Here is a 24,844-nt window from a genome sequence, read left to right as displayed (position 1 = left end):
TATGGCTGACTCCCCCGAGCCGGACCGGATCGGCATCCGCGCTGTGTCGGAGCTGACAGGGCTGAGCATCGACACATTGCGCTGGTACGAACGCGAAGGTCTGCTGCCCCTGGTGGAACGGGGCACTGGCGGACGGCGCCGCTACTCGCCCGCCGCGATCCGGTTCATCCGCCTGGTGCAAGCGCTGCGCCGCACCGGCATGTCGGTGGACGACGTGCGGGCCTTCGTACGGATGGGCTCCGGCCTGGAATGGCACGACAGGCGTACGGACCTCCTGGAGCGGCACGCCGCGGCCATCGAGCAGCAGATCGGTCAGCTGCGTCAGGACCTGGCGGTGGTGCGGGAGAAGATCGCGCACCACCGCGACCTGAAACGGCGCGGTCTGGACTGCGAGGACGAGATCGGGACGGCCGCCCCCGGTGCCCTCCCTGCGGGCGAAGCGGGCGCGCCAACGACGCGAGCAACGCGAGCAACGAAAGACAGGAATGAACATGCGTAAGGTCAGTGGCTGGGCGGCGCACGCACAAGGCGCGGCCGTGGCCCCGTGGGACTTCGAGCGCCGGGAGCCGCGGGACAAGGACATAGTGGTGCGGGTCCGCTACTGCGGTGTGTGCGCCAGCGACCTGTCCGCGATCCGCCACGGCGACCCGGCCGCCTTCCCGCTCGTGGCGGGTCACGAGCTCGTCGGGGAGGTCAGCGCGGTCGGCGACGCGGTCTCGCGGTTCTCGGTCGGCGACCAGGTCGCGGTGGGCAACATCGTCGACTCGTGCCGCACCTGCCCCGCCTGCCGCGCCGGCCGGGAGAACTGGTGCCACGAGGGAGTCACGCTCACCTACGGCGGCATCGACCGCGTCGACGGTTCCCGCACCCAAGGCGGATACTCCACCGAATACGTCGTTGACGAGCACTTCGCCTACCCGCTGCCGAGCGGACTGGATCCGGCAGGAGTGGCCCCGCTGATGTGCGCGGGTGTCACCACCTATGTGCCGTTGCGCCGCTGGGGCACCGGCCCGGACCGCACGGTCGGCATAGTCGGCATGGGTGGCCTGGGCCATATCGCTCTCCAGCTCGCCCATGCCATGGGCGCCGAGGTCGTGCAGTTCACCACCTCTCCCGACAAGGCCACCGAAGCACGCCGACTGGGCGCCGACGATGTGGTCTTCTCCCAGGACGAGCAGCAGATGGCCGCGCAAACCGGGCGCTTCGACCTGATCCTCGACACCGTCGGAGCGCCGCACGCGCTGGAGCCCTATCTGAGCGCCCTGTCCATCGACGGGACCCTCTGCCTGGTCGGCATCCCGGAGCAAGATCTGCGGCTCAGCGCCCTCAGCCTGATCGTCGGCGCGAAGAACCTGGCCGGCGCGGGCAGCGGCGGCACGGGCGAAACCCAGGAAATGCTCGACTTCTGCGGCGCACACGGCATCACCGCCGAGACCGAGATCGTGCCCGCGCGCGATGTCAATACCACCCTCGACCGGCTGGCACGCAATGACGTGCGCTACCGCTTCGTCCTCGACCTGGCCTGATGCGCGGCGTGAGGTGTTTCACGGAGGGGCGTGAGGGGTCGGGGGGCTGGGTAAGCGCGCCGCGATCATCGCTTGAGATGCCGAAACAATCGGTACACATAGGGCGAAAAGCATTGCCGGAAAGGAGGCGACATGTCGTCGAAGCGACGTCGTAAGAAGAAGGCCCGTCGTAAGAACGGGGCCAACCACGGTAGCCGTCCCCAGTCCTGACCTGGGGCTCCTGCCGAGTGACGGCGACGGGCTCCCCGAGCGCGTGGGCGCGCCACCGCGCCCGCGCGCGGGGAGCCCGGCGGCGGGCCTTTCCCCTCCCCGCCCCTTCCCGTCACCAGGGGCTCCGCCCCTGGACCCCGAGGTCCAGGGGCGGAGCCGCTGCCGTGCGGCGGAGCCGCGTATCGGTGCTGCAGGGAGGGGAGTGGCTCGTGCCGCAGGGGGCGAGATCCGTCGCGGGCACCCCCTAGTGGTGGTGGCCTGCGCAGAGGGCCGTCTGGACGGCGGCCTTCATGTCGGCGTCCTGGGCGTCCGTGCCGCCCGGGTTGAGGTTCACCACGACCGTCGCCTGCCTGCCGTCGACCGTGGCGCCGCCCACCGTTCCGTATCCGGGGATGTCGCCGCCGTGGCCCCAGTAGAGGCCGCCGCAGGGCAGCGGCCTGCTCTCCAGGCCGAGGCCGTACGCCCGGCCGTCGGGGTTGCCGGTCGGGCGGGTCGTCATCATCTGCCGCAGTTGCGCCGGGCGCAGCAGCTTGCCGCGTACGAGCGCGTCCAGGAAGCGGTTGAGGTCGGTGCCGCTGGAGATCATGCTTCCGCCCGCGCCCGCGACCGAGGGGTTGATCGCGGTGATATCCATGAGCGGCGCGTTCCCGCCCGGCCGGGCGTAGCCGCGCGGGTGCGGTCCGGGGATCGTCGGGTCGTCGCCCGGTACGTACGTCTCGTGCAGCCCGAGTGGCGAGATGATGCGCCGGTGGATCTCCTCGCCGTACGTGTGGCCGGTGACCCGTTCGATGAGCAGACCGGCCAGCAGGTAGTTGGTGCTGGAGTAGCTCCAGCCGGTGCCGGGCTCGAAGGTCGGGGGGTGGGCGAGTGCGATGTTCACGAGGTCGCGGGTGTCGTGGTGGGCGAGGGGGTCCTCGAGGACTTCCCGCGGGGTGAGGTAGTCGAGGATGTCGGGCACGCCGCTGGTGTGCTGGAGCAACTGGCGGACGGTGATGATCCGCCCGTCGTTCCCGTGTCCGCGGATGACACCGGGCAGATGGCGCTCCACCGGCGCGTCGAGTGCGATGCGATGTTCTCCCACCAGTTGGAGCACGACCGTCGCCACGAATGGTTTGGTCATGCTGCCGATCCGGAACCTGCTGTCGCGAGGCATCGGCGCGTGGCTCTTCACGTTCGCGACGCCGCTGGTCAGGACCGTGCTGCGGTGCCGGTTCCGCGTCTCCAGGAGCGCTCCGGGCACGCCGTCGACCGTGGTCAGCCGGTGCAGGATCTCGCGCAGGCGAGGGGTGCGGTCGGCGGCGGTGTTCTGCCGCGACGTGTCGCCACCCCTCGGTGCCGCCGCCGCGACACCCCTTGCTGTCGCCGCCGAGACACCCGCCACCACCGCCAGTGTGAGTCCGCCACTCAGCACACGCCTGCGCCCGACCACGTTCATGTGATCCCCCTCGAAGCCCCATCACGACCGAATGTTCACGTTAGAGACCGCCGAGCTCGGGATCGATCCGGCCAGCCACCCCCATCGCCCTGGGGACAACCCCACTACGGCCGGCAGCGGGCGCGGGCCGTGTCACCATGCGGTCGCTCTGGCGTCAGAGCGATTCGAGCAGCGCGTCGGTGAACTCCTCGGTGGTGGCCGTACCGCCCAGGTCCGGGGTGCGGACGGGGGTCTTCGCCAGGACGGTCGCGATGGCGTCGGTGACGCGAGTGGCCGCCTCGGGGTGGCCGAGGTGGTCGAGCATCATGGCGGCGGACCAGATCGCGCCGAGCGGGTTGGCGATACCGCGTCCTGCGATGTCGGGGGCGGAGCCGTGGACGGGCTCGAACATGGACGGGAAGTCGCGTTCGGGGTTGAGGTTGGCCGCGGGGGCGATGCCGATGCTGCCCGCGACCGCGGCGGCGAGGTCGCTGAGGATGTCGCCGAAGAGGTTCGAGGCCACGACGACGTCGAAGCGCCGCGGGTCGAGGACGAACTTGGCGGCGAGGGCGTCGATGTGCTCCTGGCCCCAGGCCACCTCCGGGTGCGCGGCGGCGCGTTCGGCCACCAGCTCGTCCCAGAAGGGCATGGTGTGGATGATGCCGTTGGACTTGGTGGCCGAGGTGAGCCGGCCGCCGCGCCGCTCGGCGAGGGCGAAGGCGTAGTCCAGGACGCGGGTGACGCCCTTGCGGGTGAACACCGCTTCCTGGACGGCCATTTCCTCCGGCAGCCCCCGCCCGAGGCGGCCGCCGATCTCGCCGTACTCGCCCTCGACGTTCTCCCGGACGACGACGAGGTCGACATCGCCGGGCCCCGCGTCGCGCAGCGGGCTGGGCACGCCCTCGAAGACGCGGATGGGGCGCAGATTGACGTACTGCTGGAAGCCCCGGCGGATGGGGATCAGCAGCCCCCACAGCGAGACATGGTCGGGGACGCCGGGGTAGCCCACCGCGCCGAGCAGGATCGCGTCATGGCCGCGCAGCCGGTCAAGACCGTCATCGGGCATCATCGCGCCGAGGGCGGCATAGCGCTCGCAGGACCAGTCGAACGTCTCGTACGTGAAGCCGAGGCCGTGCCGGGCGGCGACGGTGTCCAGGACGCGGCGGGCGGCTGGGACGACCTCGTTGCCGATGCCGTCGCCGGGGATCAGGGCGATGCGGTGGGTGGTGGTCGTGCGGCGGTTCGTCATGGACGGGATTGCAGCAGGTGAGCGACTTCCGCGTCCAAGACGCAGTTCGCATGGGTCTTATAGGCCGGGCTTATCAGGGCTTGTTGGCGAAAGCTTCCGTGGCCGTCTTCACGAACGCCTCCGCCGCCGGTGTCAGCGGGGCCCGCCTGCTGACCAGGGCGATATGCAGACCGGTGCTCGGCTCCAGGTCCAGGACCAGGGCCCCCGCCCGCTCCGCGAGGCCGCGCCAGGCGTCGGCCACCACGGCCAGGCCGACGCCCCGCAGCACCAGCGGCAGGATCGACACCCGGTGCTCGGTCTCGACCACGACGGTCAGCGCGACGCCCTCGGCGACCAAGTCGTCGACGTAACGGCGCATCCCGGTGCCCTTCTGGCCCACGATCAGCCGGTGTCCGGACAGCTGCTCATGGCGCACCGGCACTCCGGGGCGGAACGGCCCGTCCGGGGGCGTCAGCAGCACGAAGCGCTGCTCGATCAGTGGACAGGTGCGCACATCGCCCGGCGGTACGGGGTCGGGGGAGGCCAGCAGCCCCAGCTCGCACACGCCGGTGCGCACCATCTCCGTCACATCGCGCGGGGTGAACGCGGCCTGCACACGTACGGACACCGCGGGATGGGCGCGGGCGAAGCGGTCGATCATCCCCGTCAGCGGTTCGACGGCCTGGGAGGGCGGGGCCGCGATGTCCACCTGGCCGCCGCGCAGTCCGTGCACCGACTCCACACTGGCCCGCGCGAGCTGGAGGCTGCGCACCGCCTCCCGCGCCGGTCCGATCAGCGCCGTGCCCGCGTCGGTGAGGACCGCCCGGCGGCCGATGCGGTGGAAGAGGTCGCTGCCCAGGTCGCGTTCCAGGGCGCGGATGGCCTGGGAGAGGGACGGCTGGGACAGATACAGCGCGGAGGCGGCCCGGTTGAATCCGCCGTGGTCCACCACGGCCAGGAAGTACTCCAGCTGCCGCACATCCATCGCGCCGCCTCCCCGCGCCTCGCCGCTCCCGCCGCCTTCGGCGCCTCCGCCACCTTCGCCGCCCACAGCACCTTCGGCGCCCGCACACGTCCATAGGTGTTGCTTATAAGCATTGTCGTCAACGGGTCTTGGACGCGCACCGCGGGCGGCTGCTGGGATCGGTTCATGAGCGAGCAGCTGCTGGGCGACTTCGACCGCCGCACCGTCCACGTCGAGGGTGTGGGAATCAACGTGCGCACCGCCGGGGACGGGCCGCCGGTCCTCCTCCTGCACGGCTATCCGCAGACCCATACGATCTGGCACCACGTCGCCCCGGCGCTCGCCGCCACCCACCGCGTGGTCCTGGCCGATCTGCGCGGCTACGGCGACAGCGACAAGCCCGGGTCCGACGCCGAGCACACCCCGTACTCCAAGCGGGCCATGGCCCGCGACCAGCTGCTGGTGATGCGGGAGCTGGGCTTCGACCGGTTCGCGGTGGTCGGCCACGACCGGGGCGGCCGGGTCGCCCACCGGATGGCCCTCGACCATCCGCGGGCGGTCTCCGCGCTCGCGGTCCTGGACATCGTGCCCACGCGGTACGTGTTCCAGCACGCCGACAAGGACTTCGGTCTCGGCTACTTCCACTGGTTCTTCCTGGCGGCGGAGCACGGCATCCCGGAGCACCTCATCGGCCAGGACCCCGCGTTCTGGATCCGCACCCGGATGGGGGCGCGCCACCGTGGCGGAACCCCGTTCGACGAGGCGGCCCAGGCCGAGTACATCCGCTGCTTCTCGGATCCCGCGGCCATCCACGCCAGCTGCGAGGACTACCGTGCCGCCGCCTCCATCGACCTGGTCCACGACGACGCGGACGCCGCCGCGGGCCGCCGGGTCACCGCACCGCTGCTGGCCCTGTGGGGCGCGCACGGTTTCGTCGGCCGCCACTACGACGTACCGGAGGTCTGGCGCGGCTACGCGGACGATGTGCGCGGGCACGCGCTGCCGTGCGACCACTACCTCCCCGAGGAGGCGCCGGACGAGACGCTGCGCCATCTGCGGGCGTTCCTCACCCTGGGATGACGGTGACCAGGTCGGCGGGCATCCGGCCCCGGAGGTCATCCCACTCGCCCTCGCTGATATGGCGTTGCAGGGCCTCCAGGACGGTGTGGACCAGCTGTTCGGTGTCGCCCTGGATCGAGTACGGGAAGTCGTGCCTGATCCGCTGGAAGAACTCCTCGCTGTGCATCTTCACGGGCGTCTCCGCGGGTCGCCACCCCTCGTAGTACATGCCGCGCACCAGCATCGGGAGCTGTGCGCCGAACTGGACGGCCTCGTCCACCGTCAGCCGGTCCCGCAGCTGGTGCAGCACCGCGCGCAGGGCGGCGTAGGACTGTTTACGGCGCTCCTTGGGCCAGCCGTACGCGTCCTCGATGTCCTTCAGGAGCCGGTTGGTCTTGTCGACGGTCGTGTCGAACGCGGGAAAGCCTGTCGCAACCATCGTGTTCGTCCTTTCGATGCCTCAGAAGCCTCCTGGGGCGCTGAGGTGGCGGATGGGTGTCGGATCGCCGCCCGGACGGGTGAGGTCGGCGGTGGTGTGGCCGAGGTGGTCCTGGACGTGGTGGACGGCCATCGCCCCCTCGCCGGCCGCCGAGCTCACCCGCTTGACCGAGCCGCTGCGCACATCGCCGGCGGCGAAGACCCCCGGCAGACTGGTCTCCAGGCTCAGACAGCGGCGGCCCTGGCCCTCCCACACACCGGCCGCCGCCCGTGCCTCGGCCTCGGCGCCGGTGAGCACGAAGCCCCGGTCGTCCAGGGCCAGGGCACCGGAGAGCCAGGCGGTGCAGGGCCTGGTTCCGATGAAGACGAACAGCGAGCAGGCGTTCAGGACGCGGCGCTCCCCGGTGCGGCGGTGCTCCACCACGACCGCCCGCAGGGCGTCGTCGCCGCGCACCTCGCGGACCTCGGTGTCCAGCGCCACGGTCACCCGCGGATGGCGCTCGATCTGGTCGACCAGATAGCGGGACATCCGGGAGCCCAGATACGAGCCCCTGATCAGCAGGTGCACCCGGGGCACCCGTTCGGCGAGGAAGAGCGACGCCTGGCCCGCGGAGTTGCCGCCACCGACCACCGCGACCGGGTCCGCGCCGCACTGCCGCGCCTCGTAGACGGTGGCCGCGTAGTAGACGCTCGCCCCCTCAAGACGCTCGATCCCGGGGACCTCCAGCCTGCGGTACCGGGCGCCGGTGGCCAGGACGACGGTGCGGCACGTCGTCTCGCCGCCGTCGGTGAAGGTGACGCGGTAGTGGCCCTCGTCCGGTTCGAGGGAGGTGGCCTCCGCCGGGACGCTCACCCGCGCCCCGAACATGCGCGCCTGGAGCACACCGCGCTCGGCGAGTTCGGAGCCGGAGATCCCGGCCGGAAAGCCGAAGTAGTTCTCGATCAGGGACGAGGTGCCGGCCTGGCCGCCGGTGGCGAACGCGTCCACGAGCGTGGTGCCGAGACCGTCGGAGGAGCCGTAGACCGCGGCGGCGATCCCGGCCGGGCCGGAGCCGACGACCAGCAGATCGCAGTGGCCGCAGGTGCCCACCGGCGGGGAGAGGCCGATGAGCCGGGCCAGTTCGGCGTTGCCGGGGTTGCGCAGCACCTGGTGCTCGCGCCAGATGACGATCGGGGTGTCCTCCGGGCCGACCGAGACCCGGCGCAGCAGCGTCTCGGCCTCCTCGTCCGCCTCCAGGTCGATCCAGCGGTGCGGCAGATGGTTGCGGGCCGCGAACTCGCGCAGCCGCCGGGTGTCGGGCGAGTAGCGCGAGCCGAGGATGCGGAACCCGGCGCCCGCGCCGACCAGCAGGGCGCGGCGGCCCAGATAGGCGCGGAGGATCAGATCGCCGAGGACGGGGGCGCGGGCCACCAGCACCCGCAGCCGGTCCATTGGGACGGCCAGCACCTCCCCGGCCTCCCGGGCATGGGCGGCGAAGAAGGCCGCCTGCCCCTGGAGCAGGGCCAGTTCGCCGAGGAAGCGCCCCGGGCCGTGCACCCTCAGCACCCGCTCGTCCGGGGTGCCGTGCTGCTCGGTGATCGCGACGGTGCCGCTGAGGACGACGAGGAAGTCCGTGCCCCGGTCGCCCTCGCGGAAGACCGCCTCACCGGCCGCCACCGACCGGCGGGTGCCGTGCCCGGAGAGGAAGGCGATCTGCTGGTCCGTCAGCCGCGGAAACGCGCCGTACAGATCCGGGGTCTCGTCCGGTGCCGCTCCCACCGCCGCGGTGTCCGGGGGCCGGTCCTCGCCGGACATCAGGCCATGGCCTCGTGGGCGTAGCACCACCGCCAGGTCTCGCCCGGTTCCATGGGCTCGACGATGGGGTGTTCCTCGGCGTACGCGTGGGACCGGGCGTGCTTGAGCGGCGAGGAGTCGCAGCACCCCACGTGCCCGCAGGTCAGGCAGAGCCGCAGATGGACCCAGGGGGACCCCAGGCGCAGGCACTCCTCGCACCCCTCGGGGGTGCGCGGGGAGACCTGGCGCACCATCGACAGATGCGGATCGGGCTCGATGGCCATGGCGTTCACCCTTTCTCGTTTCCAGGATGAGCAGGGACGGGACGGCCCGCGGGGTGCGGCCGACGACGGGACGGTGCGGTCCGGTGCGGCATCGCGCTCACGCGGCCTTCCCGAGACCGGCGATCTCCGGCTGCCGTTCGTAGCTGACCGCCAACTCGCCGTGCCGGCCGTCCACCTTGACGGTGGCGCCCTCCTCGACGTCGCCGCGCAGCAGCGCGCGCCCGATGAGGGTCTCCACCTCGTGGGAGATGTAGCGGCGCAGCGGGCGGGCCCCGTACACCGGGTCATAGCCCTCGTGGGCGATCACCTCACGCCCGGCCGGGGTCAGCTCGACGGCGATCAGGCGCTCGGCCAGCCGCTTGCGCAACTCGTCGAACCGCAGCTCCACGATCCGCTCGAGCTGGGCCTCGCCGAGCGGCTTGAACAGCACGATGTCATCGACCCGGTTGAGGAACTCGGGACGGAAGTGGCCGCGCAGCTCGCTCATCACCAGTCCCCGGGCGTCCGGCTTGAGCTCGCCCCCGGAGGTGACGCCGTCGAGCAGGTGCACCGAGCCGATGTTGGAGGTCATGATGATCACGGTGTTGCGGAAGTCCACCAGCCGCCCCTGCGCGTCGGTGATCCGGCCGTCGTCCAGAACCTGGAGCAGGGTGTTGAAGACATCGGTGTGGGCCTTCTCGATCTCGTCCAGGAGCAGGACCGAGTACGGCTTGCGCCGCACCGCCTCGGTGAGCTGGCCGCCCTCCTCGTAGCCGACGTACCCCGGCGGGGCGCCGACCAGCCGGCTGACCGTGTGCCGCTCCTGGTACTCGCTCATGTCCAGGCGGATCATGTTCTCCTCGGTGTCGAAGAGCGCGCCGGCCAGCGCCTTGGCCAGCTCGGTCTTACCCACGCCGGTGGGGCCGAGGAAGATGAACGAGCCGATCGGGCGGCGTGGGTCCCGGATGCCCGAGCGGGCCCGGATGATGGCGTCGGAGACCAGCCTGACCGCCTCGTCCTGGCCGATGACCCGCTCCTGGAGGATCTCATCCAGGCGCAGCAGCTTCTCCCGCTCGCCCTCCTGCAGGCGGGAGACCGGGATCCCGGTCCAGGCGGAGACGATGTCGGCGATCTCCTCCTCGGTGACCACCTCGCGCAGCAGCCGGTGCGCGCCCTGCCTGGCGGCCAGCTGCTCCTCCTCCGCGGTCAGCTTGCGCTCCAGCTCCTGGAGCCTGCCGTAGCGCAGTTCGGCGGCGCGGCCCAGGTCGTAGGCGCGCTCGGCCTCCTCGGCCTCCCGGCGCACCTCCTCCAGCTCCCGGCGCAGATCCTGCACCCGGCGGATGGACTGCCGTTCGGCCTCCCACTGGGCGTGCTTGGCGTCGGCCTCGGCGCGCAGATCGGCCAGCTCCCGGCGCAGTTCCTCCAGCCGCCGGCGGCCGGCCGGGTCGGTCTCCTTGGAGAGCGCGGCCTCCTCGATCTCCAGCCGGGTGACCCGGCGGGTGACCTCGTCCAGTTCGGCGGGCATGGAGTCGATCTCGGTACGCAGCCGGGCACATGCCTCGTCCACCAGGTCGATGGCCTTGTCGGGGAGGAACCGGTCGCTGATGTAGCGGTGGCTGAGAGTGGCGGCCGATACCAGCGCGGTGTCCTGGATCTTCACACCGTGGAAGACCTCCAGACGCTCCCGCAGACCGCGCAGGATGGAGATGGTGTCCTCCACGTTCGGCTCGTCCACCAGCACCATCTGGAAGCGGCGTTCCAGCGCGGCGTCCTTCTCGATGTGCTTGCGGTACTCGTCCAGGGTGGTGGCGCCGATCATGTGCAGCTCACCGCGGGCCAGCATCGGCTTGAGCATGTTCCCGGCGTCCATGGCGCCCTCGGCGGCCCCCGCCCCGACCACGGTGTGCAACTCGTCGACGAATAGCAGGATCCGCCCCTGGGCCGACGTGACCTCGGTGAGTACGGCCTTGAGCCGCTCCTCGAACTCCCCCCGGTACTTCGCGCCGGCCACCAGGGACCCCATGTCCAGGGCGAAGATGGTCTTGTCGCGCAGCCCCTCGGGGACATCACCGCGCACGATGCGCTGGGCCAGACCCTCCACGATGGCGGTCTTGCCGACGCCGGGATCGCCGATGAGCACGGGGTTGTTCTTCGTCTTGCGGCTGAGGATCTGCGTCACCCGGCGGATCTCGGCATCCCGGCCGATCACCGGGTCCAGTTTGCCCGAGCGGGCCTCCAGGACCAGGTCCCGGCCGTACTTCTCCAGCGCCTCGTACGCCACCTCGGGGTCGGCGGAGGTGACCCGCTGGCTGCCGCGCACCTGGGCGAGGGCGTGTCGGAACGCCTCCTCGGTGACGCCGTGCTCCTTGAGCACCCGCCCCGCCGCGGTGGCGGACCCCTCCTCGGCGAGCGCGAGCACCAGATGCTCCACCGAGACGTACTCGTCCTTCAGGCGCTTCGCCTCCCGCTCGGCAGTGTCCAACAACTGGGCCAGCCGCTGGGTGGCGAAGATCTGCCCCGGTGCGGCCCCGGGGCCGGTGACCCTGGGCTTGCGGGCCACCTGAGCCTCCAGCAGGGTGCGCACCGCTTCGGGGTCGGCGCCCAGCCGGTCGATCAGCCGGGATGTCAGCCCGTCGGGCTGTTCGAGGAGGGCCAGCAGCAGATGCTCGCCGTCGATCTCGGTGTGGCCGTAACGCTGGGCCGTGGTCTGGGCGTCCTGGAGGGCTTCCCTCGACTTCTGGGTGAGGCGGTTCATGTCCATGGTGGTTCTTCACTCCTCGCGCCGCTGCGGCGCAGTTCGGCTTCGAGCCGGTTGATGCGGTCGAGCAGGTCGAGCACCAGGCCGATGGAGGCGTAGTTGAGGCAGAGCCCGGTGTGCAGCCGCTCGACGCGGGCCAGCGCCGCCGGGGCGTCGAGGGCGAACACCAGCCGTCCGGCGGCGTCGCGCTCGGCGTCGATCAGGCCGAGGGCGACGAAGCGCCGGATCAGGTCGGGGTGGAGCCCGGTGCGGCCGGCCACGGTCTCCAGGGAGAGCCTGCGCGCGGGCACCAGCTCGTAGTGCACGGATGTCACGGGCGGGTACCGGGTGGCCGTGACGGTCCTGGGTACGTGAGTGCTCATCGCTCCCTCCGGGGGTCGAAGGAGGAGGTGCGGCCCAGCTCCTCGAACAGCTCCCGCTCCCGGGCGCCGAGGTGGGGTGGCACCATGACGCGGATCTCGGCGTACAGATCGCCGTCGGCGCCGCGCGGGTCCGGCATGCCCTCACCGCGCAGCCGCAGCCGGCGGCCGCCGGAGGAGCCGGGCGGGACGGTCACCTTTGCGGTGCCGCCGGGCGTGGGTACGGGGACGGTGGCGCCGAGCGCGGCCTCCCAGGGGGACACCGGGAGCGTCACATGGATGTTCCGCCCGTCCAGCCGGAACCGCGGGTGGGGCTGGATCCGCACCCGTAGGTACAGATCCCCGGCCGGTGCGTCACCGGTGCCCCGGCCGCCCTGCCCGGCCAGCCGGATGCGCTGCCCGTCGATGACGCCCGGCGGGACGTTCACCTCGAAGGTGCGCTGCCCCGTGGGCCTGGCCAGGGTGACGCCGCGCCGCCCGCCGTGGAAGGCGTCCTCGACGGTGAGCGGCAGCTCCGCCTCCTGGTCGGCCCCGGGGATGGTGACGCCGCCCGCGCCGCCCGGCCCCGCGCCGCCACCGCCGAAGAACGCGCCGAACAGATCCTCGAAGTCCACCCCCTCGCCCCCGGCGTCCTCGCCGAAGCCACGGGTGAACCGGACCCGGCCGCCGTCGCCGGCCGTCGTCCAGCCGCGGAAGCCACCGCCGCCGCCTCCGGCACCGGCCCCGACGCGCTCCTCCCAGTCCTCGGGGATCTTGCGGAAGTCCTCGCCGAACCGGTCGTAGCGGGCCCGGGTCCTGGGGTCGGAGAGCACGCTGTAGGCGTCGTTGAGCTCCTTGAACCGCTCCTCGGCGTTCGGGTCCTTGTTCACATCGGGGTGGTGGCGGCGGGCCTGGGTGCGGAACGCCTGCTGGATCTCGTCCTGGCTCGCGCCCCGGGACACCCCGAGCACCTCGTAGTAGTCCCGTGCCATGGCCGTCTCACTCCCGCTTCGCCACGGCCACGGCCACCGGCCTGAGCTGGTGGCCGGGCTCCCCGTAGCCGGGGCGCAGCACCTGGACCACGGTGCCCGGTTCGGCCTCGGGGTCCTCGACCACGCCGACCACCTCGTGCCGGGCCGGGTCGAACGGCACCCCCGTCTCGCCCTGCCGCTCGTAGCCGAGCCGGGCCAGGGCGGCCACGGCCTGGTCGTGGATGGCCTTGACGCCCTCCACGATCGAGCCGGGGTCGGCCTCGGCGTGGGAGAGGGCCAGTTCGAGGTTGTCGACGACGGGCAGCAGGGCCACCGCCGTACGGGCCCGCTCGGCGGCCCGCTCCCGCTCCAGCTCCCTGGCGTGGCGCTTGCGCAGGTTCTCCAGGTCGGCCAGGGCCCGGCGCCAGCGGTCGTCGAGCTCGGCCAGCGCTGCGGCCTGCTCGGCGGCCCGCTCGTCGGCCTCGCCGACGGCGGTGCCCCCGGCCGCGTCCGGGCCGGGGCCCTCCCCGCCCGCGCCGCGCGCCTCCGCGGCGCCCGGGGCGGGCAGGTCCTGCTCCTGCTCCTGCTCCGGCTCCGTCACGGCGCCCTCCGGCACCGGGTCGGGCTGCTGCGGTTGAGTGGACATGGCGGCCTCTCGGTGAGCCTTCGTGGGATCGGCCTGTGCGGTCTTCGTGGGATGTGCCTTCGTGGGATGTGGCTTCGTCGGATCGGCCTTTCGGTTGAGCCCTCGCCGAATCGGTCAGCCCTTGTCGAATTCGGCGTCGATGACGTCCTCGTCGTCTCCGCCGCCCGCCGCGCCGGTGTCCTGGGCGCCGCCCGTCCCGGGCCCACCGGCCGCGCCGCCCGCGCCCGCACCGGCCGTCCCATGGGCGGCCAGGCCCGCGTAGACCTGCTGGAGCTCGGAGGCCAGCGGCCTGGTCCGGTCGGTCCCGGCCTCGTTCCTGACCGCCTGGCGGGCGTCGTGCACCAGCATCTCGGCGCGCGACCTCTCATGGGAGGGCACCGCGTCGCCCAGTTCGGAGAGGCGCTTCTCGACCTGGTAGGCGCCGGTGTCCAGTTCGTTGCGCGCGTCCACGGCCTCGCGCAGCGCCTGGTCCTCGCCGCGGTTGCGCTCGGCCTCCTGGACCATCCGCTCGACCTCGCCGCGTTCGAGGTTGCCGGTCTCGCTGATCTGGATGGACTGCTCCTTGCCGGTGTCCCGGTCCCGCGCCGTGACGTTGAGGATGCCGTTGGCGTCGATATCGAAAGTCACCTCGACCTGCGGTTCGCCGCGCGGCGCCGGGCGGATGCCGGTCAGCTGGAAGCGGCCGAGCACCCGGTTGTCGGCGGCCCGCTCGCGCTCGCCCTGGAGGATCACGATGTCCACGGCCTGCTGGTTGTCATCGGCCGTGGAGAAGGTCTCGGTGCGGCGCACCGGGATGGTGGTGTTCCGCTCGATGATCTTCGTCATGACGCCGCCGCGCGTCTCGACGCCCAGCGACAGCGGGGTGACATCGAGCAGCAGGACGTCCTTGACCTCGCCCTTGAGCACCCCGGCCTGGATCGCGGCGCCCAGGGCCACGACCTCGTCGGGGTTGACGCTCATATTGGGCTCCTTGCCGCCGGTCAGCCGGCGGACCAGGGCCTGTACGGCGGGGATCCGGGTCGAGCCGCCGACCAGGATCACCTCGTCGATGTCGCTCTCGCCCGCCTTGGCGTCGGCCATGGCCTGCTGCACCGGGCCCAGACAGCGCTCCACCAGATCGACGGTGATCTGCTCGAAGGTGGACCGCATCACGGTCTCGGTCAGATGCTTGGGACCGGAACCGTCCGCGGTGATGAACGGCAGGTTGAGCTGCGTCTGGGTCACCGAGCTCAGCTCGGTCTTGGCCTTCTCCGCGGCCTCGAAGAGCCGCTGCAGCGCCTGCGGGTCCCGGCGCAGGTCGATGCCGTTCTCCTGCTGGAACTTGTCGGCGAGGTGGTCGACCAGCCGCCGGTCGAAGTCGTCGCCGCCCAGGTGGCTGTCGCCCGCGGTGGAGCGGACCTCCACCACTCCGTCCCCGACGTCGAGGATGGACACGTCGAAGGTGCCTCCGCCGAGGTCGAAGACGAGGACGGTCTCATGGCCCTTCTTGTCCAGGCCGTAGGCGAGGGCGGCCGCGGTCGGCTCGTTGATGATCCGCAGTACGGTCAGACCGGCGATCTCACCGGCGTCCTTGGTGGCGCTGCGCTGGGCGTCGTTGAAGTACGCGGGCACCGTGATGACCGCCTCGGTCACCCGCTCGCCCAGCTGCTTCCCGGCGTCGTCGGCCAGTTTGCGCAGCACCTGCGCGCTGATCTCCTCCGGCGAGTACAGCTTCTCGCGCACCTTGAAGCGGGCGAGGCCGCCCTCGTCCGGGACGACGTCGTAGGCGACCGCCCTGGCCTCGGCGGAGACCTCGTCGTAGTGGCGGCCGATGAACCGCTTGGCCGAGTAGATGGTGCCCTTGGGGTTGAGGATCGCCTGGCGCCGGGCCAGCTGCCCCACCAGCCGTTCACCGGTGTCGGTGAAGGCCACCACCGACGGTGTGGTGCGGCTTCCCTCGGAGTTCGGAACGACCGAGGACTCACCGCCTTCCCATGCGGCGATCACCGAGTTGGTGGTGCCCAGGTCGATGCCGACTGCCTTGGCCATGGCAACTCCTTCCGGGGGCGGCCGCGGACCGCATGCATCGCCCGGTCGGCCGCGGAAGCGGATCGGTGAACGGAGCCTCTCCTTCCAGGGTGACAAATCGGACAGGGATCGGCCTCTGCGCCCCGGGGTCGAATATCGGTGGCCCGAATGCGCCCACGGGACGGGGGAACGGGGCGGGTCCTCGCCATGGAGCAGGGGGAGCCGGGGTCGGTCCCCTCAGCCCGTGGAGACGTCCTGCTCGACCCAGATCGTCTTGCCGTCCGCGCTCTGCCTGGTGCCCCAGCGCGTCGCCATCTGGGCCACCAGCATCAGGCCACGGCCGCCCTCGTCGAAGACCCGGGCCCGTCGCATATGGGGCGCCGTGCTGCTGGCGTCGGAGACCTCGCAGATGAGGTCGCGGTCGCGGATCAGCCGCAGCCGGATGGGCGGGCGGCCGTAGCGGATCGCGTTGGTGACCAGTTCGCTGACGATCAGCTCGGTGGTGAAGACGGTCTCCTCGAGACCCCAGTCGATCAGTTGCTCGGTGGTGCTCCGGCGGGCCTCGGTGACGGCGGCCGCGTCCGCCGGGATGTCCCAGGTGGCGACCCGGTCGGAGTGGAGCGCCCGGGTGCGGGCGAGGAGCAGGGCGATGTCGTCGTCGGGATGGGCCGGGGGCAGGGCCCGCAGGACGTCGTCGCAGAGCGCGTCCAGAGAGGGCGCGGGGCGGCTCAGGACGTCGCGCAGCGTCTCGAGCCCGTCGCCGATCTCGCGCTCGCGGCCGTTGATCAGGCCGTTGGTGTAGAGGGCGAGCAGACTGCCCTCGGGCAGCTCCGTCTCCATGATCTCGAAGGGCAGCTCACCAAGGCCCAGGGGCGGACCGATGGGCGGGCCGAGCACGTCGGCGGTGCCCTCCGGGCTGATCACCAGTGGCGCGGGATGGCCCGCCGCGGCGATGGAGCAGCGGCGCGAGACCGGGTCGTAGACCACGTACAGACAGGTGGCGCCGAAGGACCAGAAGCGCTCGGTCCGCTCGTCCGAGTACAGCCGGGTGACCATGTCGTCGAGGTGGGTCAGCAGCTCCCCGGGCGGCAGATCGATATCGGCCAGGGTGCGTACGGCGGTGCGCAGCCGCCCCATGGTGGCGGCCGCGTGGATGCCGCGCCCCACGACATCGCCGACCACCACGGCGGCGCGGGCGCCGGACAGCTGGATCGCGTCGAACCAGTCGCCGCCCACCCCCGCCCAGGCGCCCGAGGGCAGATAGCGCGAGGCGATCTCCAGCGCGGTCAGCTCGGGCAGCCGCTGCGGCAGCAGGCTGCGCTGGAGGGTCTCGGCCGTCCTGCGCTCGCGCAGATAGCGGCGGGTGTTGTCCACGCAGACGGCCGCCCTTGCGGTGAGCTCCTCCGCCAGCAGCGTGTCGTCGTCGGTGAAGGGCGCCGGGGTGCGGTGGCGGGCGAAGAGGGCCGCGCCGAGGGTGACCCCGCGGGCGCGCATCGGCGTCACGATCACCGAGTGCACTCCGTGCTCGCGGATACGGGCGGCCCGGCCGGGGTCCTTGGTCTCCCAGCTCGCCAGCAGGGACGGCGTCACCTGGTGCCGTGCGGCCCGGCCCTTGAGCAGGCACGCCGCCGTGGGGGAGTGCTCGGGATGGGTCGCCAGGCCCCCGACGTCGGCCAGCGCCTCGGGGGCGCCGTCGAGGACGGACCGGTGGGCCGCGCGCCGCAGGGTGACAGGCTCGCGCAGCGGCCCCTCCGGGGGCTCGTCGCCCTCGTGGAGGAAGGTGAGCAGATCGACGCTGGCGAAGTCGGCGAGCCGGGGGACCGCCACCTCGGCCAGCTCCTGGGCGATCCGGTCCAGGTCCAGATGGCTGCCCAGCCGCGCCCCCGCCTCGTTGAGCAGCTGGAGCCGCTGCCGGGCCTCCTGCTCGGCGGTGGTGTCGCGGGCCGCGAAACATACGCCGCGCAGCCCGCCGGTCCGGTTGGCCAGCGGGGCCAGCGAGACCGACCAGGTGTGCTCATCGCGCTCGCCCGGCCCCCGCAGATGTGTCTCCAGCTCCAGCCGTTCGCCGCTCTCCAGCACCTGCCGCATGGCCCGTTCGACCCGGTCGCTCTCGCCGTGGCCGACCAGCTCCGTCAGCCGCAGTCCGCGCATCTGCTCCTCGCTGCGGGCGGTGGCGGCCTGCATGTCGGCGTTCGCCCGCGCCAGCCGCAGCTCGGTGTCGAAGAGCGCCAGGACGCAGGGGCACTGGGCGAAGGCGTGGTCCGCGGGTGTGACCGGCTCCTGTGGTTCCCGGGGCGCGGCGGAGACCAGGAGCCAGCCCGCGGGGCCGTCGTCCAGCGGGCCGCGGTGGGCGAGCAGCTCGACTTCCAGCGGATGGCCGTCCCGGTGGCACAGCGCGATCCGGCCGCTCCACCGGGGCCCGTGGGCCGGGCACGGCCCGGCGCCTTCGCCGGTGTCCCCGGTGGCGCTTTCGCCGGTGTCCCCGGCGGTGCCGTCGCCGGTGTCCCGGGAGGTGCCCCCGCCGGTGTCCCCGCCGCTGTCCCCGGCGGTCGGTTCGGCGCGGCCCCCGGCGGTCGGCTCGGCGCGCAGCTCGGCCGCCGGCCGCCCCACGACCTCCTCGGCGCGGTAGCCCAGCAGCCGCCGCGCGCCCTCGCTCCACCCGGTCAGCACACCGTGGTCGTCGACCGTGGCCGTGGCCAGGCCGAGGGCGCTGGGCGGCGGGTCCGGCCGGACGCGGCGGGCTGTGGGGTCGGGAGGCGTCGTCATCGGACATCGGGTCGACGGCTCATGGACCCGGCGGATGCCACTCGATCATCAAAATCGTGGCGTCGTCGCTGAGTTCGCTGTGCCGGTGGTCGAGGATCGCGTGGATGAGCAGGCGCAGCACCTCGGGGGCGTTCTGCCCGGCGGCCGTCGAGCGGATGATGTGGTCGGCGAAGCGCTCCAGGCCGAACTGCTCGCCTCCCTCGTCGCGCGACTCCACGACCCCGTCGGTGTAGAGCAGGACGCGGTCACCGGGCTCCAGCGTCGTCTCATAGATCCGGCGGGGCGCGTCCGACAGCCGCGCGGGCAGCCCCAGCGGCGGTTCGGCAGGCCGCTCCAGCTCCTTGCCCAGCAGCCGCTGGCGGCGGATGACCAGCGGTGTGGGATGGCCGCAGTTGGACCAGCGCAGCGCCCCGCTGGGCATGTGCAGCTGGAGGAAGACGCCCGTACAGAACTGGTCCGGAAGCCATTTGGCCAGCGCCTCGTCCACAGTGGTGACCAGCGCCGCCAGGTCGGCGCCGGTGCGCCGGGCGTTGCGGCTGCCCGCCATCGCCACGGAGGTGGTCAGCCCGGACGCCAGGTCGTGGCCCATCGCGTCGAGGATCGTGGCGTGCAGGACGTCCTCGGTGAACGAGTGGTCGAAGGCGTCGCCCCCCAGCTCGTACGCGGGCTCCACGACGGCCGTCGAGACCACCTGGCCGGTGCCGATGGAGCGGGGCGGGAGGAAGGCCCGCAGCATCTCCGTGGGCAGCTGCATGGACCGGGTGCGGGTGCGCCGCGCGAAGGTGTCGATATAGGTCCGCTTGGACGTGATGACCAGGGCGAGGAGCGAGGCCAGCGTCCGGCAGCGCCAGAGCCTGAGCCCGTCCAGGGAGGCCATCCGCAGCTGCAGGACCCCGAGCCGCTCCGCGCCGTTCATCAGCGGCAGCCATACGGTGAGCCCGCCCGTGCCCTCCTCCTCGACCCGCACCGAATCGGTGCGGTAGGCGAATCCGGCCAGGGAGTGGTCGAGCTCCAGGCGCGGCTCGCCCTCCTCGAGCGGCATCAGCAGCCGCTGCCGGAGGTCGATCAGGAAGACGACCGCGCGGCCCATGCTCATGGCCTCGGTGTAGTGGTCCAGGGCCACCGGGAGCTCCGCCGGTGATGCCTCGTGGGTGGCCCTGAGCAGCTCCTCCAGCGCCTGCTCAGCGGTCTCGGCCGAGGTCGACACGTTCGCGTCCACCATGCGGTCAACCTTACGGCGGTGGGCCCCGCGACGCCCGGGGGATCACGGGGGACCACAGGGGGTCACGGGGGCGTGGGCACCGGCTCCCGGGGGACGGCGGCGGGCTCGCGCGGGGGCTCGCCGGGGGCGAGGGCCTCATGTGCGACGGCCTGGCGTACGACGGTCTTTCGCAGGGCGGTCTCGGGTACGGCCACGGGGGTTTCGCGTACGGCGGCTTCGCGTACGGGGGTTTCGCGTACCGGGGTTTCGCGTACGGGGGCTTCGCGTACGACGGACTCCCGTACGGCGGACTCCCGTACGACCACGGTGTCCCCGCGCACCCCCACCCCCGACCGCGGAGCCCGGGAGAGCAGGACCACTCCGCGGGCGGCCGCCACCGCGCCCATGGCGGCCAGGGCCCAGCCGCCCGGCCCGCCCCGGAACCGCTCGTCCAGCAGCACGATCCCGATGGCGGCCGCCGCCACCGGGTTGGCCAGGGTCAGGGTGGCCAGGGGCGCGCCCAGGCCGCTGCCGTAGGCGCTCTGGGACAGCAGCAGACCGCTCACCGCGAAGACCGCGACCAGCACAGCGACGACCGCGGTCCGCCAGGACACCAGGGCCGCCTCGGGGGCGCGGGAGTCGGCGAGCGCCACCGTGAGGGTCTGGGTGAGCGCCGAGGCGACGCCGGAGGCGGCCCCGGACGCGGTGGCGAACCGCAGGCCCCGGCCCGGTGTCCCGCGACCCCCGCGCCCCGGCCGGACGCACAGCCCGATGAACGCCAGCACGACGGCCGCGAGCCCGACCGCCTCAGGCAGGCTCAGCGTCTCGCGCGGGGTCTCCCCGGCGGTGACCGGCAGCAGTGCGCCGAGGCCGAGCAGCGCGAGGACCACGCCCCGCCACTCGTCCCGGACCACCCGCCGCCCGGCGAGCCGCGCGCCCAGCGGGACGGCCGCCACCAGGGTCAGCGCGCCGAGCGGCTGGACCAGGGTGAGTGGTCCGTACCGCAGCGCGGCCACATGCAGCAGGGCACCGGTGGAGTTGAGGCCGACCGCTCCCCACCAGGCGCCGCGCAGCAGCAGCCGCGGCATGCGGTCCGGGCGGCCGCCCGCGGCCAGCCGCTCCTGGGCCACGGCCGCGGTCGCGTAGGCGACGGCCGAGGCGAGCGCGAGCGCGACGGCTATGACGGTCGGGTTCATCCACCGTGCCTTCCTCTGGGCACTGTCTGCCTGCCACCGGTGGCGCTATCGGCACACAGACGTATCGATACGAGAGTGTACCGGTGCGGAGCCGTATCGGTACAAGGGTGTATCGGTACGCGGATGTGTCGGTACACTGCGTGGTCGGGGAGGGGAGCCGGAGTCCGGTGGACCGAGGAGGAGGACCCGATGGCGACGCAGAGCCCGGAGACGGCCGCGCCGCAGCGCCGTTCCAAGATCACCCCCGAGCGGGAGCAGGAGTTCTATCAGGCGGTCCTCGATCTGCTCCAGGAGGGCGGCTACGAGGCACTCACCATCGAGGCGGTCGCCGCCCGCACCCGCGCCAGCCGCTCCACCCTCTACCGGCAGTGGTGCACCAAGCCCCAGCTCGTCGTCGCCGCGCTGCGCTCGTGCAAGCGCCCCTTCGCGCTGGAGGGCATCGACACCGGCTCCCTCGCGGGCGATCTGCGCGCGGTCGCGGAGGCGGTGGGCGAGGCGGGGGAGGTGTGCGGCGGTGACACCGCGCTGGTGTACGCCCTCGGGCACGCCGCGCTGCAGAACCCCGATCTGCTCCAGGCGCTGCGCGCCGCGCTGATCGAGCACGAGGTGAAGACGATCCAGGCGATGCTCCGCCGGGGCGTGGAGCGCGGCGAGGTGGCCGCCGACAATCCCGCCCTCGAGTTCGTCCCCAACCAGCTGATCGGCGCGATGCGGGTCCGCCACCTGCTCGAGGGCCGGGCCGCCGACCGCGCGTACCTGACGCGCTTCCTCGAGGCGTCGGTCTTCCCCGCCCTCGGGCTGGCGCCTTAGGGGGGCCGGCGGTACGCGTACGCCTGCGGCGGGCTGTTCCCCTCCCCGCCCCTTCCCGAAACCGGGGCTCCGCCCCAGCCCCCGCCGGGGCTCCGCCCCGGGCCCCGCTCCTCAAGCGCCGGAGGGGCTGGAAGGCGGGGCTCTGCCCCAGGCACTGGACCGGGGCTCCGTTCCTTCCCGCAGCACCGATTTGCGGCTCCGCCGCGCGTGGGGGGCTCCGCCCCAGTCCCCGGGGTCCAGGGGCGAAGCCCGGTCTTTCACCCCCTCCGGCGTTTGAGGAGCGGGGTCTGGGGCGGAGCCCCCCCCACGCGGCGAAGCCGCATATCGTCAGGGGTCGGGAAGGGGCGGGTAGGGGAACAGAACCGCCGGACACCCCGTAGGGCCCTCGGGTCGGACCCGTAAGGGCGTCGGTCGGGTTGCCGGGCTCGTTCGCGGGCTGCGGGGCCGTCAGATGACGGGCGGGCGGCCCAGCTTGGTCATGTGCCACACGGTGCGCCAGCGCATCGGGCGGCGCCGCCCGCAGCTGGTGCGCAGGCCCTCCAGGAAGCCGCCCGCCCAGGCCCGCAGCCCGGTCAGGGAGCGGGTGCGGGCGAGCGTGAGCAGCGTCCAGGTGGCCAGGTAGAGCGGCGCCAGCGGCAGCGGCAGGTGGCGGCGGGCCAGCCAGACCCGGTTGCGGGCGGTCATCCGGTAGTAGACGGCGTGCCGGGCGGGGGAGGTCCGGGGGTGCTGGAGCAGCAGTTCGGGGGCGTAGAGGACCTTCCAGCGCGCGTCGAGCGCCCGCCACGCGAGGTCGGTCTCCTCATGGGTGAAGAAGAACTCGTCCGGCCAGCCGCCGATCTGCTCCAGCATCGCCATCGACAGGGCGTGGCCGCCGCCGAGGAAGGTGGTCACCTCGCCGCCGCGCATCGGGTCGGACGCGCGCAGCCGGGGTACGTGGCGGCGCTGGGTCTCGCCCGTCTCGTCGGCGATGCGGAAGCTCACGATGCCCAGGCGCGGGTCGTCGGCGTACAGATCGCGGATCCGGCGGAAGACGTCGGCGTCCACCAGCAGCCCGTCGTCGTCGAGGTCGACCACCACGTCCACGTCGCCGAACTCGCGCAGCCGCCGCCAGGCGACGTTACGGCCGCCCGAGACCCCGAGGTTCTCCGCCAGCTCGACCGTGGTCACCTCGCCGGGGAACTCCGGAAACTCCGGGAGCGGGGAGCCGTTGCCGACGACCACGACGCGAGCCGGGGGTACGTCCTGCTTCGCGACCGATTCCAGCAGGGCGGCCACCTCTCTGGGCCGGTTGCCCATGGTCAGGACGGCGATACCCAGGCGTGGTTCGGGGGCGGCGGACACGGTGTGGCTCCAGAGTTCGGTTGCGATGCCCGCGATCGTAACCGTTCACTCAGAAGGACACTTCCGTACGGCTGATGTTCATCAAGGACTGAGCAACGAGCTTCAAAGACTGAGTAAAAACAATCAGCTGGGCAGAACAATCAGCCGTCGAGTGCCGCGAGCGCCTTCTTGGCCGCGCCGATGGCGCCCTTACGGATGTCATCGGAGTCGGCGGCCTTGTGGCTCTCGAAGTCGCCGCCGTTGTAGGTCACGGTGACCGTGGCGTTGTCCTGGTGGACCGTCACCACGGCCTCGCGTATGTCCTGGTCGTCGTCCTTGGTGGTCTTCTCGGTCACCGACGCGTCGTCGCCGAGGCCGGGCACCGCGCTGCCGCCCTCGCTCTTCTGCTTCCCCGCGACGCTCTTGACGTCGTAGGCGATGTCCAGCCAGCGGTAGTCGAAGTCGTCCAGCGCGTGCCAGGAGCAGCCCGTACGGCGGTTGAGGTCGCTGGACTTCAGCTCGTTCCCGGTCGGTTTGGCGCCCGGCACCAGGTCCTTGATCATCGACTCCGGGAGGACCGTGCACGCCTCCTCGGGTGGCTTGGCGTAGCGCGGCGCGGCGGCGCCGGTGGCCGGGGCCGAGGTCTGCGGGGAGGGGCCGGCCGGGGTGGCGCTCGTATCCGAGTCGTCCGACGTCGTCATGGCCACCCCCGCGGCGGCGAGGACGGCGACGGGCAGCAGGCGGGCGACCAGGGTGAGCGGCAGAGAACGCACGGCGGTCTCTCTTCGTTCGGATGCCGGTGTGGGGCGGTGTGGGGCGGTGTGGGGCGGTGGTGGGACAGCGGTGGGGCAGCGGTGAAGGATGTGGCGCGGTGGGAAACGACCCTGCCATATCGAGCGGTCCTCGAACAGTGCGGGGGGTGGCGAGGGGGCGTCCGGAAACCGCTGTGCCGATGGGGTGAATTGCCCGCATCCTCACATTATCTCCACAATCGGAGGGTTATCTACGACGGGTGACGTTCCCTCATCAGTCAGCCGCGGCCGATGTACGGCATCGCCGTCGCCATGACCGTCGCGAACTGCACATTCGCCTCCAGGGGCAGCGACGCCATATGCCGCACCGTACGTGCCACGTCCGCGACGTCCATCACGGGCTCGGCCACCACCTCCCCGCTCGCCTGCGGCACACCGGCGGACATCCGCTCGGTCATCTCCGTCGCCGCGTTACCGATATCGATCTGCCCACAGGCGATGCCGTACCGGCGCCCGTCCAGCGACAGCGACTTGGTGAGCCCCGTGATGGCGTGCTTGGTGGCCGTGTACGCCACGCTGTCCGGCCTGGGTACATGTGCCGAGAGCGAGCCGTTGTTGATGATCCGTCCGCCCCGGGGATCCTGATCGCGCATCAGCCGGAACGCCGCCTGTGCGCACAGGAACGCCCCCGTGAGGTTGGTGTCCACGACCGACCGCCAGTCCTCGTAGGCCAGATCCTCCAGCGGCACGCCGCGCGGGCCGAAACTGCCCGCGTTGTTGAACAGCAGGTCCAGCCGTCCGAACCGCTCCCGCACCGCGGCGAAGAGCGCGTCCACCCGCTGCGGGCTGGCCACGTCCGTCGGCACCACGGGGGCCGGGGGACCGCCACCGGCCAGCCGCGCCGTCTCGGCCAGGGTCTCCTCGCGGCGCCCCGCCAGCACCACCGACCAGCCCGTCTCGAGGAGTTCGAGCGCCACGGCCCGGCCGACCCCGGAGCCCGCGCCCGTCACCACCGCCACTTTCGACACCACCGACACACGTCCGTCGCTCATGGCGCCGCAGCGTACGCCACGTCAGTTCAGCGTGCCGGTGCGTCGATTCGCGGTAAAGGTCCCTTCCGGCAACGGAGCTCACCGAGCGGTCATATCGATGTCGTGTGCACGCAAACGCCCGGCCGTCCTCCGACACTCCAATTCCTCTGAC

The 24,844-nt window shown here is 72.3% G+C and carries 22 protein-coding genes; 5 read left to right on the top strand and 17 right to left on the bottom strand.

The window, feature by feature from the left end; all coding sequences use genetic code 11:
- Position 1: 1 nt before the first annotated feature.
- The 3 genes from J2Z30_RS02475 to J2Z30_RS51615 all read left to right on the top strand — a co-directional run bounded on the left by J2Z30_RS02475 (position 2) and on the right by J2Z30_RS51615 (position 1,736).
- Positions 2-499, top strand: a complete 498-nt coding sequence (locus tag J2Z30_RS02475; RefSeq protein ID WP_044576447.1) for a MerR family transcriptional regulator — start codon at positions 2-4, stop codon at positions 497-499.
- Positions 492-1,526 (top strand): NAD(P)-dependent alcohol dehydrogenase, encoded by a 1,035-nt coding sequence (locus tag J2Z30_RS02470; protein WP_044576452.1) that lies wholly within the window; start codon positions 492-494, stop codon positions 1,524-1,526. The genes J2Z30_RS02475 and J2Z30_RS02470 overlap by 8 nt, the downstream gene beginning before the upstream one ends.
- Before the next feature lie 132 nt (positions 1,527-1,658).
- The gene (locus J2Z30_RS51615) at positions 1,659-1,736 is read left to right on the top strand and encodes a 50S ribosomal protein bL37 (protein ID WP_370443954.1); all 78 of its coding nucleotides are present in this window, start codon (positions 1,659-1,661) and stop codon (positions 1,734-1,736) included.
- A gap of 244 nt (positions 1,737-1,980) precedes the next feature.
- Here J2Z30_RS51615 and J2Z30_RS02465 read toward each other — a convergent pair whose 3' ends face one another.
- The 3 genes from J2Z30_RS02465 to J2Z30_RS02455 all read right to left on the bottom strand — a co-directional run bounded on the left by J2Z30_RS02465 (position 1,981) and on the right by J2Z30_RS02455 (position 5,363).
- Positions 1,981-3,171: a serine hydrolase domain-containing protein gene (locus J2Z30_RS02465; protein ID WP_245387437.1), complete on the bottom strand. Its 1,191-nt coding sequence runs from the start codon at positions 3,169-3,171 to the stop codon at positions 1,981-1,983.
- 154 nt (positions 3,172-3,325) lie between these two features.
- Positions 3,326-4,399 (bottom strand): tartrate dehydrogenase, encoded by a 1,074-nt coding sequence (locus J2Z30_RS02460; protein WP_044576454.1) that lies wholly within the window; start codon positions 4,397-4,399, stop codon positions 3,326-3,328.
- Positions 4,400-4,472: 73 nt separating this feature from the next.
- Positions 4,473-5,363: a LysR family transcriptional regulator gene (locus tag J2Z30_RS02455; RefSeq protein ID WP_044576457.1), complete on the bottom strand. Its 891-nt coding sequence runs from the start codon at positions 5,361-5,363 to the stop codon at positions 4,473-4,475.
- 165 nt (positions 5,364-5,528) lie between these two features.
- Between J2Z30_RS02455 and J2Z30_RS02450 the strand changes: the two genes are divergently transcribed.
- Positions 5,529-6,422 (top strand): alpha/beta fold hydrolase, encoded by an 894-nt coding sequence (locus tag J2Z30_RS02450; RefSeq protein WP_052701633.1) that lies wholly within the window; start codon positions 5,529-5,531, stop codon positions 6,420-6,422.
- Here the strand turns inward: J2Z30_RS02450 and J2Z30_RS02445 are convergent.
- The 11 genes from J2Z30_RS02445 to J2Z30_RS02395 form a co-directional block, all read right to left on the bottom strand.
- Entirely contained in the window at positions 6,409-6,840 is a 432-nt protein-coding gene (locus J2Z30_RS02445) for a DUF2267 domain-containing protein (protein ID WP_044576459.1), read from the bottom strand. The genes J2Z30_RS02450 and J2Z30_RS02445 overlap by 14 nt on opposite strands.
- 21 nt (positions 6,841-6,861) lie before the next feature.
- Entirely contained in the window at positions 6,862-8,634 is a 1,773-nt protein-coding gene (locus tag J2Z30_RS02440; protein WP_044576462.1) for an FAD-dependent oxidoreductase, read from the bottom strand.
- Positions 8,634-8,897 carry a UBP-type zinc finger domain-containing protein gene (locus J2Z30_RS02435; protein ID WP_044582043.1) on the bottom strand — a complete coding sequence of 88 codons (264 nt, stop codon included), beginning with the start codon at positions 8,895-8,897 and terminating at the stop codon, positions 8,634-8,636. The genes J2Z30_RS02440 and J2Z30_RS02435 overlap by 1 nt, the downstream gene beginning before the upstream one ends.
- Positions 8,898-8,994: 97 nt before the next feature.
- Positions 8,995-11,637 (bottom strand): ATP-dependent chaperone ClpB, encoded by a 2,643-nt coding sequence (gene clpB, locus J2Z30_RS02430; protein ID WP_044576466.1) that lies wholly within the window; start codon positions 11,635-11,637, stop codon positions 8,995-8,997.
- On the bottom strand, positions 11,628-11,996 hold the full coding sequence (locus J2Z30_RS02425) for a chaperone modulator CbpM (RefSeq protein WP_078956938.1): 369 nt from the start codon (positions 11,994-11,996) through the stop codon (positions 11,628-11,630). The genes clpB and J2Z30_RS02425 overlap by 10 nt, the downstream gene beginning before the upstream one ends.
- Positions 11,993-12,964: a DnaJ C-terminal domain-containing protein gene (locus tag J2Z30_RS02420; protein WP_044576469.1), complete on the bottom strand. Its 972-nt coding sequence runs from the start codon at positions 12,962-12,964 to the stop codon at positions 11,993-11,995. The genes J2Z30_RS02425 and J2Z30_RS02420 overlap by 4 nt, the downstream gene beginning before the upstream one ends.
- A 7-nt stretch (positions 12,965-12,971) precedes the next feature.
- Positions 12,972-13,589 (bottom strand): nucleotide exchange factor GrpE, encoded by a 618-nt coding sequence (locus tag J2Z30_RS02415; RefSeq protein ID WP_078956939.1) that lies wholly within the window; start codon positions 13,587-13,589, stop codon positions 12,972-12,974.
- Between the two features lie 114 nt (positions 13,590-13,703).
- The gene (gene dnaK / locus J2Z30_RS02410) at positions 13,704-15,617 is read right to left on the bottom strand and encodes a molecular chaperone DnaK (RefSeq protein WP_044576472.1); all 1,914 of its coding nucleotides are present in this window, start codon (positions 15,615-15,617) and stop codon (positions 13,704-13,706) included.
- A 216-nt stretch (positions 15,618-15,833) separates the two neighbouring features.
- Entirely contained in the window at positions 15,834-18,362 is a 2,529-nt protein-coding gene (locus J2Z30_RS02405) for a SpoIIE family protein phosphatase (RefSeq protein WP_044576474.1), read from the bottom strand.
- A gap of 19 nt (positions 18,363-18,381) precedes the next feature.
- Positions 18,382-19,584: a PP2C family protein-serine/threonine phosphatase gene (locus J2Z30_RS02400; RefSeq protein WP_044576478.1), complete on the bottom strand. Its 1,203-nt coding sequence runs from the start codon at positions 19,582-19,584 to the stop codon at positions 18,382-18,384.
- 62 nt (positions 19,585-19,646) lie between these two features.
- Positions 19,647-20,759 carry a DMT family transporter gene (locus tag J2Z30_RS02395; RefSeq protein ID WP_078956940.1) on the bottom strand — a complete coding sequence of 371 codons (1,113 nt, stop codon included), beginning with the start codon at positions 20,757-20,759 and terminating at the stop codon, positions 19,647-19,649.
- A 189-nt stretch (positions 20,760-20,948) separates the two neighbouring features.
- On the opposite strand from J2Z30_RS02395, the gene J2Z30_RS02390 reads away from it, so the two are divergent.
- Positions 20,949-21,569, top strand: coding sequence for a TetR/AcrR family transcriptional regulator (locus tag J2Z30_RS02390; protein ID WP_044576481.1), 621 nt, complete (start codon positions 20,949-20,951; stop codon positions 21,567-21,569).
- A gap of 447 nt (positions 21,570-22,016) precedes the next feature.
- Here J2Z30_RS02390 and J2Z30_RS02385 read toward each other — a convergent pair whose 3' ends face one another.
- The 3 genes from J2Z30_RS02385 to J2Z30_RS02375 form a co-directional block, all read right to left on the bottom strand.
- Entirely contained in the window at positions 22,017-22,865 is an 849-nt protein-coding gene (locus J2Z30_RS02385) for a glycosyltransferase family 2 protein (RefSeq protein WP_044582047.1), read from the bottom strand.
- 185 nt (positions 22,866-23,050) lie between these two features.
- Entirely contained in the window at positions 23,051-23,662 is a 612-nt protein-coding gene (locus tag J2Z30_RS02380) for a hypothetical protein (protein WP_044576483.1), read from the bottom strand.
- A 257-nt stretch (positions 23,663-23,919) separates the two neighbouring features.
- Entirely contained in the window at positions 23,920-24,693 is a 774-nt protein-coding gene (locus J2Z30_RS02375) for an SDR family oxidoreductase (protein WP_044576486.1), read from the bottom strand.
- Between the last annotated feature and the right edge of the window lie 151 nt (positions 24,694-24,844).

The organism is Streptomyces iranensis, from assembly GCF_017874715.1.
Taxonomy (GTDB): domain Bacteria; phylum Actinomycetota; class Actinomycetes; order Streptomycetales; family Streptomycetaceae; genus Streptomyces; species Streptomyces iranensis.
Note: the sequence above shows the minus strand (reverse complement) of the source record. Positions and strands in the feature narration are given on the sequence as shown.